We start from the raw sequence: 14,680 nt of genomic DNA on the forward strand, positions 1-14,680 counted from the left end.
GTTCTGGTAGATGAACTTGCTCACACAAATCTTCCAGGGAGCCGACACGAGAAGAGGTTCCAGGATGTGAAGGAACTGCTGGATGCAGGCATCAGCGTTCTTACGACCCTCAACATTCAGCACATTGAGAGTGCTGTTGACGTTGTTTACCAGATCACCGGCGTTCGCCAGCAGGAGACAGTACCTGATCACATCCTCGAGCTGGCAGGCGAGATCGAGGTCGTCGATGTCTCGCCCGAAGCGTTGCAGCAGCGGCTGGCTGAAGGCAAAGTCTATGTCCCCGACAAGGCAAAACAGGCGATGCACCGCTTCTTCCGTAGAGGAAATCTGCTGGCGCTGCGGGAATTGGCGTTGCGTTATGCCGCCCGACGTATTGACAAAGATATGCGCAGCTACATGCAACGAAAGACGATTGCTGGTCCCTGGCGCGCCGGCGCTCGTATCATGGCTTGTGTGAGACCTGACGGAAATGCAGAAGGACTTGTACGCGTCGCGCATGGGTTGGCAGCAGATCTTGACGCTCCATGGTATGTCGTCTACGTCGAATCGCCTCAGGCGAGTCAGGCAAGCGATCCAGGCCGTGATGCGCTTACACGTTCCTTCAACCTTGCCGAAGAGCTGGGCGGTAAAGTCGTAATTCTGCCGGGAACTCGCATTGCCGATACGGTGTTGGATTTCGCCCATGACAAGAATGTCACGTTAATCATTGTCGGTCTCTCACATCAGTCACGCTGGCATGAATTCCGGCAGAGTTCCGCGACAGCCGATATTACCAGAAAAGCTGGTCCCATTCATGTTCTTGTCGTGGGAGACACTGACAAAACGGCTGGTCCGGTCCGATCGCATGAAGCACGAGCAGCACGACAGAAGTGGACATCGATAGTCTCACCAGTCGCTCTCGTCGGATGTGCGGCGGCGGTCTGTGCTCTTCTGCACCGGTACATCAGCCCCTCTGATGTTCCACTTGTCATGCTTCTTCCAGTGGTGTTCAGCAGCGTTCTGTGGGGACTTGTACCAGGGCTTATCTCGTCAGCAACGGCTATTGTCGCTTTTGATCTCTTTTTTGTACCACCGTATTTCTCGTTTACAATCGGTGATCTGAAGCAGTATGCACCAACGTTTCTTATCTTCATCATTGTTGGTGTCGTAACAAGTCTCCTTGAAGATACAATCCTGAGACAAGAAACGAGGGGAAGACAACGAGAACGATTTGTCTCTACGGTTTACGAGTTCAGTCATGATCTCATGGCCGGACGATCGCTGGAAGAAAACCTCAATCAGGCGACACGCGATATTGCCGAGGCATTCAACTGTGATGTTGCGATCCTCATACCAGACTCTCACGGTGTCGTGGCGCCTCGCGCCAGCATAGGCAACCTGCAAACGCTTGATGACAATGCAATCGGTGTGGCAACGTGGACTCTCAATCAGGGACTGCCGGCCGGACATGGGACAGAAACGTTATCCCACATCGACTGGTCATTTTACCCCCTCATCGCTCACGAACGTGCCATCGGCATCCTCGGCATCCAATTGCACGGTGAATCCCCATCCACCCCGCTTGAACAGCGTCAACTCATCGATGCCTTTGCAAACATCCTGGCGCTCTTTGTCGCGAGGAATGTCTCTTCCTAGTGTTTTACCTTTCTCTGCGGAAAAGCATGCTACGCGAGAATGTCCTCCACGAACTCAATAACCGGAGCAGTGCCATCACTCATGAGGATGCTCATTGCATCAATGTGAATACCCCGTATGGATCGCGTCAGACCGGGGATTCCCGCCGCAAGCGCGGCCATGGTCGACCGTCTCAAATGCTCCTGCTTGCGATGGTCAATTGCCTCAAGAGGGCTTCCATATCCTGTCCCCCTCCTCGTCTTGACTTCAACCACATGGACGTGGCCGTTCTTCTCGGCGACGACATCCAGCTCCCCGTAGATGGTACGAAGGTTCCGGGCCACGACACGGAAGCCGTGGTCAGTCAACCATCGAGCTGCAAGTTCCTCACCTGCGTTTCCCAGTGCCCGGTTGTGCTGCCCGTCCAAGCGGCAACTCCTCAGTCTGTACAAGTTGTTTGACGACAAACGTCCGCCGGTGTTCGCCAGAGGGTCCCTTGATCCGAAGGGCCTGGATGTGCTCACGCGTGCCATAGCCGACGTTGCCTTCGAATCCATATCCGTGAACATGTCGAGCCATGATGCGCATGGCAGCATCTCGTGATACCTTGGCAGCGATGCTGGCGGCCGCAACTGATAGCAGGATCGCATCCGCATCGATGATCGCCATGGAGATCAAATGCTCCACACGCTCGAGGAAAGACGGAAGCAGCGAACCGTCAACGACAACGCCAATCCGCGACCCGATGCCCCAGTGCTGCCTGACCGCTGGCAAGAGAAGGATCAGAGCTTTTTCCATGGCCCGGTAGGTTGCCGGAAGAATCCCATCAGCATCGATCTCGGCCGCCGTGGAACTCCCTGTCGCAAACAGCGCGTGCGCGGGCAGGAGCTCGAACGCCTGTTCCCGCTGGCGTTGACTCAGCAGCTTCGAATCGTTGATGAACATAGTGCCCCGCGGATCCGTGATGGCGCAGGCACCTGCATAGACCGGCCCCGCCAGCGCGCCCCTGCCCGCCTCATCGATCCCGATGATGACATCCAGTTCATATCGGGACTTGATTCCTTGCTCAAAGAGCGCTAGAGCTTCATGTCGCATATCGTTCTCCCCGTCCGCCGATGGAAAAACCCTCCCCGTCGAAACGAGGAGGGCTGATGATCGCTGCTGCTATTGCGCGAGGCCTGTCTGAGCTCGAAGCACGACAAAGTGCTTGAGGGGCCAATAGGCAAACATCGCACGCCCGATGATCGAACTGGTCGGAATGGTACCAAAGGAACGCGAATCAAGACTCACCGCCCGGTTGTCTCCCATCACGAACAGCTGTCCCTGGGGAACTGGAGTTGGCGAGAAATCCGGCATGACGTACCCATGCAAATAGACTTCATCGGCTGCCTTACCATTCACATAGATCTTGCCGCCCTTTGCCTCCACGGTTTCGCCAGGAAGGCCAATGACACGCTTGATATATGGATCACCAGTGGTAACGCCGGGTGGCCAGAAAATGATGACGTCACCTCGCCGTGGCTGGTGAAAATCGTATGAAATCTTATCGACCATAACGAGATCGTTCGGAAAAACGGTCGTCTCCATCGATGACATCTGAATCCGGTACGGCTGCACCACCCAGTGACGCAGTGCATACGACGCGCCGAACGCGATCGCGATGATGATAACCCAGTCAAGTACTTCGCGAATGGCCTTATTCAAGGGCTACTTCGCTTCTCTCTTCTCCTTGACATTGCGAGCCGTGCCGACTCTGTCTCTGAGATAGTACAGCTTCGCACGACGAACATCGCCATGGCGCACGACCTCAAGTTTGGCAATCATGGGAGAGTAGAGCGGGAATACCTTCTCTACGCCAATACCAGAGGAGATCTTACGAACAGTAAACGTCTCGCGGCTGCCGCCGCCCTTCTTGGCAATAACGAGACCCTCAAATACCTGGATCCTCTTCTTGCCACCTTCCACAATGTTGATGTGAACCTTGACAGTATCACCGACCAGAAGGACGGGCATGTCAGGCTTCACATATCTGCTCTCTACAAGGTCAATAGCATTCATTTCAGAACTCCTTTCACCGGGCTGACATTCACGAACACATAGTTTAGCAGAACGCCCACGTTTATCAAGGCGAGAAGAAACACATAGGTTCAGCACACTTGACAACGTGTCGTCACACGGCACGCTGACAAGGCGACAGAGGCCGCCCGAAAGAAGTCTACACGTTTGTCGGACGACCGCAAGCCCGCGAATACGAGGAACTACAAGACCCCGAGAAGGGGTTCTTGGTGAATGCCCTGCTATCGCATATACTTCTCGTGTACCGACAGCCACCCGGCACAGGTGGCAGAGACAGCATCAAGGAGGCATTCGTGGACACAATTCGCAACAGGAGAAGCATTCGGAAGTACACCGCCCAGCCGATACCTCAGGAGCTTGTAACCAGACTGCTCGAGGCAGCTATGTCGGCTCCGTCGGCTGGCAACGAACAGCCATGGGAGTTTATCGTCATCACGGACCGGGAAGTGCTGCAAGCCATCACGAAGGTACACCCGTACTCCCAGATGCTGAAAGAGGCACCGCTCGCCGTCCTCGTATGTGGAAATCTGGAGCGAGAGAAGTACCCCGGGTTCTGGATCGAGGACTGCTCAGCCGCAACAGAGAACATTCTTCTCGAGGCAGAGAACATCGGGCTAGGGGGCGTATGGCTTGGGGTCTACCCGCACGACGAGAGGGTCAAAGGGATCGCTGAACTGCTCGGACTGCCCTCCTCCGTTGTCCCGTTGTCGCTCGTCGCACTCGGCTATCCTGCGGAGAAAAAACCGCCCGCCGAGCGTTTCGATCCTTCACGGGTCCACACCAATCGCTGGTAAACCGTTCTCCTGACGGCAAACCTTCTCCCTGCACTCTGCCACGACCGAACGCGGGATGAAACGCGTGGCAACCCAGACGAGGCCGCGTACGATCACCAGATCGTCGAGCTGTCCCAGTACCGGTATGAAATCAGGGATGAGGTCCACCGGAGAAACCAGATAGACGACAGCTGCCCCAAGAAGCCATTTTGACACTCGTGGGGTCCGTGGGTCCTTCAGTACAAGAGACCACACACGGACTTCGCGCCTGATGCGTGTGACAGCTATTCTCAGACTCATGTCAACTGCGTCCCAGCAGACGATCGAGGATGATTGCAGCTGCGCTGCGTACCGACAGATGGTTGAAGTCTGTGGGGCCCCATATCGGGTCAAGGACCTCATCCATCTGTGCCATGACCTCGTCGGCCAGGCCAAAACCAGTCCCGAACACCAGCAAGTATGGATGATCTCCTGAACGAATCTTCTCCCCCATTGCCACATAGCCGATGGAGTTGGCGAACGTCCGCGCACTCGTCGCTATCAGGACTGGCTTTTCACCTTCCACGTGCTGAATTTCGGCAACAGCTTCTTCGAAATGCGACACGACTCGTAACAGCGACAACGACTCCGCGCGATTCGGATTGTACTCATGCCCGAATCCTTCATTCCAGAAATGGGCGATGCGCAGTGCAATTTGTTGTTCCTGGGGAAGAGGCTCGACCTCGTACATGGCCGTGGCTCCATATGTCTTGCCGGCTCGCGCGATGTCATGGATATCGTGGATGACGATGGACGTCGTGACAATCTCGTGGTGCTTGTTGTAGACCGGGTGGTGCACAACTGCCAGATATAACCTGAAGTCAGTCAAGAATCCCCCTCAGGTCTGCCAGTACTTTGCTGAGATACTTGCGGTCCTGGTCAGTCAGGTCGAAATCGCGCAGCAGGTCGGGCCTTCGAATGAGGGTTCTTCTGAGCGCTTCCTCACGACGCCACTTGGCAATATTCGCGTGATGGCCTGAAACAAGAACGTCGGGCACGGCCTCCCCATCCAGTTCTCGTGGGCGTGTGTACTGGGGATATTCCAGGAGCCCGGAGGAGAAGCTCTCTTCACCCGTTGATGCGGCATTCCCGGTAGCCCCGGGAAGCAGGCGGGTAATGGCATCGATGATCTCGATTGCCGCTATCTCGCCCCCCGAGAGCACGATGTCTCCGATCGAGATGGTGAGGTCGAGCCGTTCCATGACACGCTCGTCGATACCCTCATAGCGCCCGGCAACAAACAGCAGGCGCTCCTCGTGCGCCAGGTCCTCGGCCATCCTCTGGGTAAACCGGTCGCCTTGCGGCGCAACACCGATCTTGAGCCACGAGCCGACCGGATTGTCGATCGTCTCCATCGCCTCGATGAGCGGCTTCGGCAGGAACATCATCCCCGCGCCGCCGCCAAACGGAATGTCATCGGTCGTATGGTGACGGTCGTGAGTATAGTCACGAAGGTTGACGGCCTCGAAGTCCAGAATACCCTTGTCGATGGCCATCTTCATGACGCCAACCTGCGTGAATGGTTCGTACAACAGAGGAAATATGGAGATCACTTTGATTTTCATGATAGAGACAGTATAGCAGACGCACCAGCTTGCCAAGCATGCCCGCGTTACACTTTCCGATCTCAGAGGCGGCACGCCACCCGACTCCCTGCCACAAACCGGCTCAGTAGTTGTTCAGTACTCCATTCGTCTTCACGTTCCTGAAGATCGCATTAAAAATCCAGTACCCGATCATAAAGCACACCAGGTTGATAACTACCAACCACAGGAAAACAGGCAACATGTGAAAGCTGCCGTTGAATGATTGCTGAGACGCATTGATCCCGGCCGTGAAGGGAATAACGTCAAGTATCCGTTGCACGGTGACAGGCATTTTGTCAAAAGGAATGATGGCTCCGGAGAAGAACAGCAGGCCGTAGGAGATGATGGATTCGAACGATGCAGTCTTCGCAAATTTCATCGTCAAACCGGATAAGGCGAGGCCTATGCCTGTAAAACCAATAACAGAAACGAGCAGGATCCACACCAGGTTAATGTTAAAGGCAAGGCTGACAGGCAGCGTTACCCTGATAAGGGCCAGCAGCAACAGAGATTTAAGCGCGGTAACCAGCAGCACAACGTACGTTTTGACCGTCAAAATCAGCCAGAATGGATACGGCTTTATGGTGAGCTGCTCTATGGTGCCGACCTGCTTTTCAAAGGAGATGCTCATTGACAATTCCGAGATGATGCCAGACGCGATGATCCAATACATGTATCCTATAGAATAATTTGTTGCATTCCCCGCGTTGTGAACAAACCCATAAAAGAACGTGGCGAACAGGATATACTTCGTGACGATATCGACGATCTGATCAGGGTAATAGGTCTTTACCTCCAACAGATACTTTTTCAATTCCGCTCTGAAGAGTCTAAGCATCTCTGTTGCTCCCTCGCTGAATAAATGCTTCCATGATGTCTTCCAGACAGTTGCTGTCCTTTGAAAAAGAGATAATTTCATAGTCTTTCTCGAGTATATGCGTCAGAATGCGGTCAATATCCCGATTTGAGATATTGCTGAGGATAATGTCCGTCGCTGCTCCCCGTTCTTCCAGGGCATACTCATCAGAGAGAATGTCTTCTCTCGCAACAGTTCCCCTAAGTGTCAGCTTATACTTGTTTTCACTGTACATCTGCTTGAAGTCAGAGGTTTTCCCGACGTATGCAATACCTCCGTTCTCCAGTACCAGGACCCTGTCGGTTACTGCATCAATGACGTCTAATTCATGCGAAGTCAGGACAATAGTGGTTTTCTTCTCTTCTGCCAGACGTTTCAGATTGTTCATCACGGCCTTCTTGGTCAGGAGGTCCAGGCCCAGGGTCGGCTCGTCAAGGAATAAAACCTTTGGGTCACCAAGCATGGCGATGATAATAGACAGTTTCTGCAGCATCCCTCTGGAATACTTGCCCGCAGTCTGATCTCTTGCATCATAAAGATCAAAGGCCTTCAGCAACGTATCGGCCTCTTCGGATATTTCACTGTCCCTTAATTTCTTGAGCCTGCCAAAATATTGGATGTTCTGAAAGCCGGTAAGGTACCAGTACGCGTTCCTCTCTCCTTCAAGGACAGCCGAAATGTCTTTATAGTACGTGGATAAAGGGATTTTTGACAAGTCGCAGCCCAGAAATTCGATCTTTCCACCAGAAGGCTCCAGCGCCCGCAATAATACTTTGATCAAGGTCGTTTTGCCTGCGCCATTAACACCGAGGATGCCGAGAATCTCACCCTCATTGATGTCAAAGGAGATATCCTTCAGCACAAGATCAGCCTTCTTGCCATACGATTTCTTCAAGTTGCTGACTTTATACATCGTGATCTCTCCCCGGCTACTCTGCTTTAATGGACACAACTCATTATCCTCTGACTCTCTATAGAGACAATAGGAAAACGCCACGGTGGGATCCACCGTGGCGTTTTCGGGAACAGAGATACGGACTACTTTGATGCTTTGCGAGTCTCAGCGCCTTTCACGGGTTTGGTGGCAACCGGTTTCAGATAGGTGTCCATCCACCGGCGGATGCTGTTCAGGCGATCGATGCGCCGGTCTGTGCGTCCGACGCGCGACAGCCCATGCGGTTCCTCCGGAAAAACCACAAACTCACTGGGTACACTGTTCACCTTGAGTGCCGTAAACACCTGCTGACCCTGTTCGATGGCACACCGGAAGTCCATTTCGTTGTGAAGGACCATCGTGGGCGTTGTCGCGTTGCCGAGGTACTTCACCGGAGACCTGTCCCAGAGCACGTCGATGCTCTGCTGTGGGGTCTTTCCACCGTGAGGGAGCTGGAAGACCCAGTTGAGATCACTGGTGCCCCACATGCTGATGAGATTGCTGACACTGCGCTGTGTTGCCGCACCCGCAAAGCGGTGGGTGTGGCCGATGATCCAGTTGGTCATATAGCCACCATAACTGCCGCCAGTGACACCCATCCGCCTGCGGTCGATGTATGGCTTCTTCTCGACAAGGTCAGTCCAGTCCATGAGGTCGTCGAAATCGACCGTGCCCCACCGGCCCCAGATGGCTTTCTCGTGCTCCTCGCCGTACCCGGTTCCGCCCCGCGGATTGCTGAAGTAGACCACGTAGCCGCCCGCCGCAAGGAAGTAGAACTCGTGCATGAACAAATTGCCATACTGGTCCTGCGGGCCACCATGGATCTCGAGAATCGATGGATACTTCTTCTTAGGGTCAAACCCTGGAGGCGTCATGATCCATCCCTGCAGATCGTGGCCATCGCGTGCTTTGAACCATACCTCTTCAACCTTGCCAAGATCGAGCTGGCTGAGGAGCACCCGGTTGAGATGCGTCAGCTGCCGGACGTCGCCCGTATCCATGTCACGCACCCAGATCTGCCCTGGGTCAGTCATGGTGCCCAGGAAATAGGTCATCATCCTCTGCCGGTCATCCACGGTGAACGTGCCGACGCTGCCAGGAGTGTCGATGACGGTGTAGAGGGTCCCCTCGTCGACTGCAATCCCCATCACCCTGGTACTACCATGTTCGGAAATCTGAAAGTACAAGACCTTGCCGTCGGTCGACCACACGGGTGGCATCTGGAGCCCTCCCCCTACGTCGTTCAAGGTCGAGCACGTGAGTGAGATGTCATACGGTCGAGTCACGCTGCGCGCGTCTCCCTTCCCGTCGGCGGGAACGACCCACAATTCGATGTTCTGCCACCATTCGTTGGGATCTCTTGCCCCAACGTAGCAAATTCGGCTCCCGTCAGGAGAGAACACCGGCATGCCCTTGGGACCTGGAGGGGTCTTGACCAGCTTCACTGCTCCTCCTGCGGCCGGCATGACATAGAGGTCGATCAGGTCGGGCTCGAGGTCGGGGTCTTCCCTGCGATTGCTGCAGAATACGATGGACTTGCCGTCCGGAGACCAGGATGCGTTGTATTCGTCATACACCTTGCCGGAAGTGAGCTGCTTCATCCGGCCTTTGGCAACATCGACGACCCACAGGTGCGTCCGTTCATGACCGAGCCAGCCTTGGCCGTCTCCACGGTAAAACAGGCGCGTGTAGTGACGCGATACGACGCCCAGCTTCTTTTTCTTGTCGTCCGCCTCGCGATCTATGACTTCCTGATCCTTCTGTGTGAACTCCAGCAGGAGGCTCCTGCCATCAGGCGACCATGTCAGGCTGGAGATGTCGCCCTTGAGATCCGTAAGGCGACGCGCCTCCCCGCCATCAGCATTGATGACATAAACCTGCGCGCTCTCCCCTTCCTTGCGCGACGACAGGAATGCAAGCATCCGCCCATCGGGCGACCACCTTGGCATCGCGTCTGTCTGGTCTCCCTGCGTGAACTGGCGTTCACCGGAACCGTCTGTATGCGCCATCCACAGATTCGCGTACTTCTTCTCTGTCTTCTTGTCCACCCGCTGAACGCCGTAGACGACTTGCGATCCGTCCGGCGAGAGGCGAGTGTCCGTGAGAAGCTGAAGTGCATAGAGATCCTGCGCCGTGATGGGACGCAGCGATTGCTTCGGTCGTGTCATGGTTTCCTCCATCATCTCCAAGTCTGTGGCGGGGTGCCTGCGCACCCATTCCGCCCCGTGGTTCAGTGTTCATTGTAGGCAAAACCAGGCACAGGTATAGCGGAAACCGAAAAAAGCCCCGGCATGCAACGCCGGGGCCTCCTGGACACGAATGCAAACCGGGCTAGAACTCCTGCTGCTGCAGTATGTAGTACGAAATCCCCAGCATGCAGGCACTCAGAACCACGCCGACGACGACAGGCACGAGCTGCGGCACAGGGTGCTGGATCAGAGCAGAGCTCCCGAACAGCGCCAGCGGATTGAGCCAGTGAAAAGGCTTGAACTGGCCTGCGACAGAAAGAACGATGATGACACCTCCTGAGAAAAGCATCGCTTTCACACGGTCCGGCACGAGCACTGAAAGAAGTGTCGCAAGCGACGCAAATGCGATAAGCGCGACAACGCTGTGCAGCGTCGCGGCCAGTACAAATGCAGACTGGGGCGCCTTGCCGACAATGATGGCACCCAGCACTGCACCTCCCGTGGAGACCAGCACTGCCAGCACAAGTCCTCCAAACAGGACGATAACCTTGGCTGCCAGGATCATGCCTCGGCTGACAGGCCGCGAGAACAGGAAGATGGCAGTGTGCAGTTCCCGCTCACCGGCGACCGCACTACCCAGGAGCACGATTGCGAGGATGGCACCCACCTGTTGCAGGTTCTTGCTGAACCACTGGGAATACAGATATGCATTCACATTGCTGAAGTCCGGCATCAGCTTCTTGATCAGATCCGCGTACTCCGGTGGGATCTGTGCCATGCCGGGAATGCCCCCCTCGAGGAAACGATACGCAATGGAGACAGCCAATCCTATTATCGACAGCAACACGCATCCTACGATGATCTTCAAGCGGTTTTCCCGCAGCTCTTTCCACATCAATGCTTTCACGTCACGCCTCCACAAACCGCATGAAGATCTCATCGAACGGCAACGATTGCACGTTGAGCACAGTGCCCCCGGCATCGGCAAACGCTGTACGGGCTTGTTCCTGATCGGCAAGCATCTCGACGTCCCAGGTGTCCTGGTCGAGAGCCCTCTCACGTTGAATAGTAATGTTCTTCACATCGCGCGGGCTGTGTCCGGCGCCAAACCGGACCGTGTAGACCCGATACTGTGCCTTGATGGATTCCACCTCGTCCTGAAGGACCGTATGGCCAGCGCGCATGAACGCTACCGTATCGCAGATCTTCTCGACCTCGCTCAGAATGTGCGACGAGAAGAAGACCGTCAGGTTGCGCCGGGACGTCTCGTCTGCCAGCACGCCCAGGAAATGCGACCGGACTACGGGGTCCAGACCATCGGTGGGCTCGTCGAGAATGAGCAACTCCGGTTCTGTCGAGAGAGCGATATAGAGCCCAAGCAGCTTGCGCATGCCCTTGGAATACGTAGCAATCTTGCGTGCGAGCGGCAGTTCGAAGACAGTCTGCAGCCTCTGCACATTCTCCTGCACAGAACAGTCGTACAGTCGCGCATTGAACTCCAGAATCTCGAGGCCCGTCATGTGTGGATAGAGCGAGAAGTCCTCGGGTACAAATCCAATACGCCGTCGGAGAACCATTCCATCTCCTGACGGGGTGGCACCAAAAACCGTGAGTGACCCAGCCGTAGGCTCCATCAGGCCAAGCATCAGCTTAATGCTGGTCGTCTTGCCCGAGCCATTTGGCCCCATCAGGCCGAAGATGCTGCCCGTCGGGACAGTCAGGCACATGTCTTCCAGCGCCCGTACTTGTCCATACGACTTGCTGACGCCAATCATTTCTATCACATTCATGAACTTCCTCCCTGGTCATGGTCTTTCGCAGAATACTGTCTGTGTTTCTCAAGTCGTTCAATGAGGTCGTCAACCGTGAGGCCGGCGTTGCGAGCCTCGATGACCAGCATTTCCACCATGTGTTCCAAACGTTCTGTCTCGACGCCGACCCTGCCTTCCCGTACAAACGTTCCCTTACCGCTGACGGTCTCAACCATACCCTCGCGCTCCAGGTCCCTGTATGCTTTGGCGACTGTGTTCGGATTAACAGCCAGCTTGACGGCAAGTTCACGTACCGTAGGCAGCTGGTCGCCCGGGTGCAGAGTACCAAGAGCTACACCATTCCTGACCAGCTGAATAATCTGGAGGTACACGGGCACACCATCATACGGGTTCACATAGAATTCCATCTTCACCCCTTATTGTACTATTACAATAGTACAATATGTCCAGATGTCAAGAGTTGACTGAGAACGGCGGTAAAATCAGAACGAGGGGGGAAGTCCGGTCGCCTGGGAAGCGAGTGCAGTCACTTGACGGAGAATGCCCCTGGCATTTCGGGTATTCTGTCCTGCCGATTAGCAAGAACATCGCCACCGCGTTACACTCATGACAGGGAATGTGAGGACGGCCCTGTCCGAGCCGCGGTACTACTCTGATTGTCGTTGGGGATTTTGCAGGAGAGCCGCAGTCCGTGTGATCTTCTGAGGAGGTATTCGATGTTTTGTCCAACGTGCGGAAAGGAAATCCCTGACGATTCAGTCCTCTGTCCTGCATGCGGGGCGAAGTTAGCGGGTGACGACAAGAAACGCGGATTCAAGGTCAGAATCATCCTGCCGGTCGTCCTTGTCCTGGTGCTGCTAGCCGCATCTCTTGCCATGTATCAAGTGATCAGGGCACATACTGGTATGACCCAGAAGGTTGCATCGCTTATCCCTTACAGGAAAGGCGATAAATGGGGATTCTGCGATTCAAGTAAAAATATCGTAATACCAACCGTGTATGATGAAGTATATCCTTTTAGTGAGGGGCTTGCGCGAGTTAATGTCAGCGGAAGTTATGGTTTTGTTAATACTGCTGGAAGCGTAGTAGTACAGCCCGTCTACGATCTTGCAGGAGATTTCAGCGAAAACGTTGCCTGGTTTGCAAGCAACGGCAAGTACGGTTTCCTGGATAAGCAGGGAAACATTGTAATAGAACCCGTTTACAGTGTTGCGAACAACTTCGAAGGAGGGCTTGCCAATGTTATGCTTGGGAATATCGAGAGTCTCATAGATAAACACGGGAAGACGGTAATTCCATTGGCAATACCGGCTATTGACTGGAACAGAGGAGTCAGTGAGGGTCTTGTACGGGTAGAGACTCCTTCGAAGGACGGTTACATCGACACAAAAGGAACAGTAGTGATTCCCGCTGTCTATGATCTTGCAGAAGAATTTAGCGAAAACCTTGCAGTTGTCTGTCTCGATGGAAAGTATGGTTTCATCGACACCAAAGGTACCATAGTGATTAAACCTGCTTACGAAAATGCATGGGCGTTTCAAGAGGGTCTTGCAGCAGTTGAACTCAATAATAAATGGGGGTTTGTCGATACCAGGGGAAATCTGGTAATACAACCTCTCTATGAGGATGTAAGTCAATACTATTCATCACTCCACCCAGGCTTCAGCGATGGACTCGTGGCCGTGGAACTGAATGGACAATGGGACTACATAGATACCAAGGGGAAGATGATCCTATATCCTGTCATCAATCCAGGGAGTTTCAGGGATGGTCTTGCTCCCTTTGGTCCTGGTGGCAAATGGGGTTTTATCGACAAAAGAGGAAACGTGGTGATAAAACCGGTCTATATCTTTGCAAAGAGTTTTAGTGAAGGACTTGCGCAGATTCGTACTGGTGGCAAGAGCGGCTTCATCGACGAAAAGGGGAATATGGTGTTACCACCTGTCTACGAAGAAGCAAACGATTTTCACGAAGGCATTGCAGCGGTCAAGATCAACGGTAAATGGGGCTGGATCGATACCAGAGGGAAGATCGTGATACCGGCAATCTATAACAGCGCATGGGATTTCAACAACGGTGTGGCCCAGGTAGATCTGAATGGCAAGCGGTGCTACATCGACAAGAATGGGAGTATTTCAACGCAGCCTTTCCTTGGCTATTTCTACGATGGTCTTACAAATTACTACGTTGGACCCAACTACGGTTTCAGGAACACAAAAGGGGACACAGTGATACCGCTGACGTATGAAGATGCAAAAGACTTCCATGAGGGGCTTGCAGCAGTCAAACTCAACAATAAATGGGGATTTGTTGACCAAAAAGGCAACATGCTAATACAACCTCTTTACGAGGAAGCAGAAGACTTTCACGAAGGTCTTGCAGGAGTTGGTCTCAACGGTAAGTTTGGTTATGTCGACAAGAAGGGAAACGTTGTGATACCCTTACCTTATGAATACAATTATGAACAGCTCTATATTTACCATGAAGAATACGTCCACCCTTTTAGCGACAACTTTGCAGTAATTCCAGTTAACCATAAGTGGGGCTTCATTGACAAAAAGGGGAAAAGAATAATAGAACCTATCTATACTTCCATGAGCGATTTTCAAGATGGGCTGGCGGCGGTGGGACTGAACGACAAATATGGCTTTATTGATACCAGGGGAAACCCGATCACAGGCCTGATCTATGACGAAGTGGGGGATTTTGTAAATGGCTTCGCACCTGTTTACCGACTAATTAGTTCAGGTCCTCCGGGGCCCGCCTATTTCATGCTGGGTTATATCGACACCAAAGGGATACGGTACTGGGAAGACTGACAGAACAAGAGTCGGATCCCCG

Annotated in this window: 16 protein-coding genes; 3 read left to right on the forward strand and 13 right to left on the reverse strand. The window is 53.8% G+C overall.

The window, feature by feature from the left end:
* Positions 1-1,635 (forward strand): DUF4118 domain-containing protein (locus tag SMC3_RS02110; protein WP_119089769.1); only part of this gene is annotated, 1,635 nt, incomplete at its 5' end.
* A gap of 29 nt (positions 1,636-1,664) precedes the next feature.
* Here SMC3_RS02110 and SMC3_RS02115 read toward each other — a convergent pair.
* From SMC3_RS02115 to rplS, 4 genes are all read right to left on the reverse strand, one after another.
* Entirely contained in the window at positions 1,665-2,042 is a 378-nt protein-coding gene (locus SMC3_RS02115) for a YraN family protein (protein WP_165846510.1), read from the reverse strand.
* Positions 2,002-2,709, reverse strand: coding sequence for a ribonuclease HII (locus SMC3_RS02120; RefSeq protein WP_119087045.1), 708 nt, complete (start codon positions 2,707-2,709; stop codon positions 2,002-2,004). Before SMC3_RS02120 ends, SMC3_RS02115 begins: the two co-directional genes overlap by 41 nt.
* Before the next feature lie 69 nt (positions 2,710-2,778).
* Complete coding sequence (gene lepB / locus SMC3_RS02125; protein ID WP_119087046.1) at positions 2,779-3,318, reverse strand: signal peptidase I; 540 nt, start codon at positions 3,316-3,318, stop codon at positions 2,779-2,781.
* 3 nt (positions 3,319-3,321) lie between these two features.
* Positions 3,322-3,672, reverse strand: a complete 351-nt coding sequence (gene rplS, locus SMC3_RS02130; protein ID WP_119087047.1) for a 50S ribosomal protein L19 — start codon at positions 3,670-3,672, stop codon at positions 3,322-3,324.
* 311 nt (positions 3,673-3,983) lie between these two features.
* On the opposite strand from rplS, the gene SMC3_RS02135 reads away from it, so the two are divergent.
* Positions 3,984-4,484, forward strand: a complete 501-nt coding sequence (locus tag SMC3_RS02135; protein ID WP_119087073.1) for a nitroreductase family protein — start codon at positions 3,984-3,986, stop codon at positions 4,482-4,484.
* Here SMC3_RS02135 and SMC3_RS02140 read toward each other — a convergent pair.
* From SMC3_RS02140 to SMC3_RS02180, 9 genes are all read right to left on the reverse strand, one after another.
* Complete coding sequence (locus tag SMC3_RS02140; protein ID WP_119087048.1) at positions 4,458-4,763, reverse strand: YkvA family protein; 306 nt, start codon at positions 4,761-4,763, stop codon at positions 4,458-4,460. The two genes, SMC3_RS02135 and SMC3_RS02140, sit on opposite strands and share 27 nt — an antisense overlap.
* A 1-nt stretch (position 4,764) precedes the next feature.
* Complete coding sequence (locus tag SMC3_RS02145; RefSeq protein WP_119087049.1) at positions 4,765-5,331, reverse strand: RNA methyltransferase; 567 nt, start codon at positions 5,329-5,331, stop codon at positions 4,765-4,767.
* Positions 5,324-6,067, reverse strand: a complete 744-nt coding sequence (gene trmD / locus SMC3_RS02150) for a tRNA (guanosine(37)-N1)-methyltransferase TrmD (protein ID WP_119087050.1) — start codon at positions 6,065-6,067, stop codon at positions 5,324-5,326. Before trmD ends, SMC3_RS02145 begins: the two co-directional genes overlap by 8 nt.
* 103 nt (positions 6,068-6,170) lie before the next feature.
* Positions 6,171-6,926, reverse strand: coding sequence for an ABC transporter permease (locus SMC3_RS02155; protein ID WP_165846511.1), 756 nt, complete (start codon positions 6,924-6,926; stop codon positions 6,171-6,173).
* Positions 6,919-7,857: an ABC transporter ATP-binding protein gene (locus SMC3_RS02160; RefSeq protein WP_119087052.1), complete on the reverse strand. Its 939-nt coding sequence runs from the start codon at positions 7,855-7,857 to the stop codon at positions 6,919-6,921. The genes SMC3_RS02155 and SMC3_RS02160 overlap by 8 nt, the downstream gene beginning before the upstream one ends.
* A gap of 125 nt (positions 7,858-7,982) precedes the next feature.
* Positions 7,983-10,046 carry a S9 family peptidase gene (locus SMC3_RS02165; protein ID WP_165846512.1) on the reverse strand — a complete coding sequence of 688 codons (2,064 nt, stop codon included), beginning with the start codon at positions 10,044-10,046 and terminating at the stop codon, positions 7,983-7,985.
* A 163-nt stretch (positions 10,047-10,209) separates the two neighbouring features.
* The gene (locus SMC3_RS02170) at positions 10,210-10,974 is read right to left on the reverse strand and encodes an ABC transporter permease (RefSeq protein WP_165846513.1); all 765 of its coding nucleotides are present in this window, start codon (positions 10,972-10,974) and stop codon (positions 10,210-10,212) included.
* A 1-nt stretch (position 10,975) separates the two neighbouring features.
* Positions 10,976-11,857, reverse strand: coding sequence for an ABC transporter ATP-binding protein (locus SMC3_RS02175; RefSeq protein WP_119087055.1), 882 nt, complete (start codon positions 11,855-11,857; stop codon positions 10,976-10,978).
* Positions 11,854-12,246 (reverse strand): GntR family transcriptional regulator, encoded by a 393-nt coding sequence (locus SMC3_RS02180; RefSeq protein WP_119087056.1) that lies wholly within the window; start codon positions 12,244-12,246, stop codon positions 11,854-11,856. Before SMC3_RS02180 ends, SMC3_RS02175 begins: the two co-directional genes overlap by 4 nt.
* A 309-nt stretch (positions 12,247-12,555) precedes the next feature.
* On the opposite strand from SMC3_RS02180, the gene SMC3_RS02185 reads away from it, so the two are divergent.
* Positions 12,556-14,658, forward strand: coding sequence for a WG repeat-containing protein (locus SMC3_RS02185; protein WP_119087057.1), 2,103 nt, complete (start codon positions 12,556-12,558; stop codon positions 14,656-14,658).
* Positions 14,659-14,680: the final 22 nt, after the last annotated feature.

This window comes from Candidatus Cryosericum hinesii (genome assembly GCF_003570985.1).
GTDB lineage: Bacteria > Caldisericota > Caldisericia > Cryosericales > Cryosericaceae > Cryosericum > Cryosericum hinesii.

Bases quoted from the DNA above. Each gene is read 5' to 3' on its own strand.
- SMC3_RS02175 (WP_119087055.1), bottom strand. From the start codon at position 11,857: ATGAATGTGATAGAAATGATTGGCGTCAGCAAGTCGTATGGACAAGTA.
- rplS (WP_119087047.1), bottom strand. From the start codon at position 3,672: ATGAATGCTATTGACCTTGTAGAGAGCAGATATGTGAAGCCTGACATG.
- SMC3_RS02160 (WP_119087052.1), bottom strand. From the start codon at position 7,857: ATGTATAAAGTCAGCAACTTGAAGAAATCGTATGGCAAGAAGGCTGAT.
- SMC3_RS02185 (WP_119087057.1), top strand. From the start codon at position 12,556: ATGTTTTGTCCAACGTGCGGAAAGGAAATCCCTGACGATTCAGTCCTC.
- SMC3_RS02180 (WP_119087056.1), bottom strand. From the start codon at position 12,246: ATGGAATTCTATGTGAACCCGTATGATGGTGTGCCCGTGTACCTCCAG.
- SMC3_RS02155 (WP_165846511.1), bottom strand. From the start codon at position 6,926: ATGCTTAGACTCTTCAGAGCGGAATTGAAAAAGTATCTGTTGGAGGTA.
- trmD (WP_119087050.1), bottom strand. From the start codon at position 6,067: ATGAAAATCAAAGTGATCTCCATATTTCCTCTGTTGTACGAACCATTC.
- SMC3_RS02140 (WP_119087048.1), bottom strand. From the start codon at position 4,763: ATGAGTCTGAGAATAGCTGTCACACGCATCAGGCGCGAAGTCCGTGTG.
- SMC3_RS02120 (WP_119087045.1), bottom strand. From the start codon at position 2,709: ATGCGACATGAAGCTCTAGCGCTCTTTGAGCAAGGAATCAAGTCCCGA.
- SMC3_RS02165 (WP_165846512.1), bottom strand. From the start codon at position 10,046: ATGACACGACCGAAGCAATCGCTGCGTCCCATCACGGCGCAGGATCTC.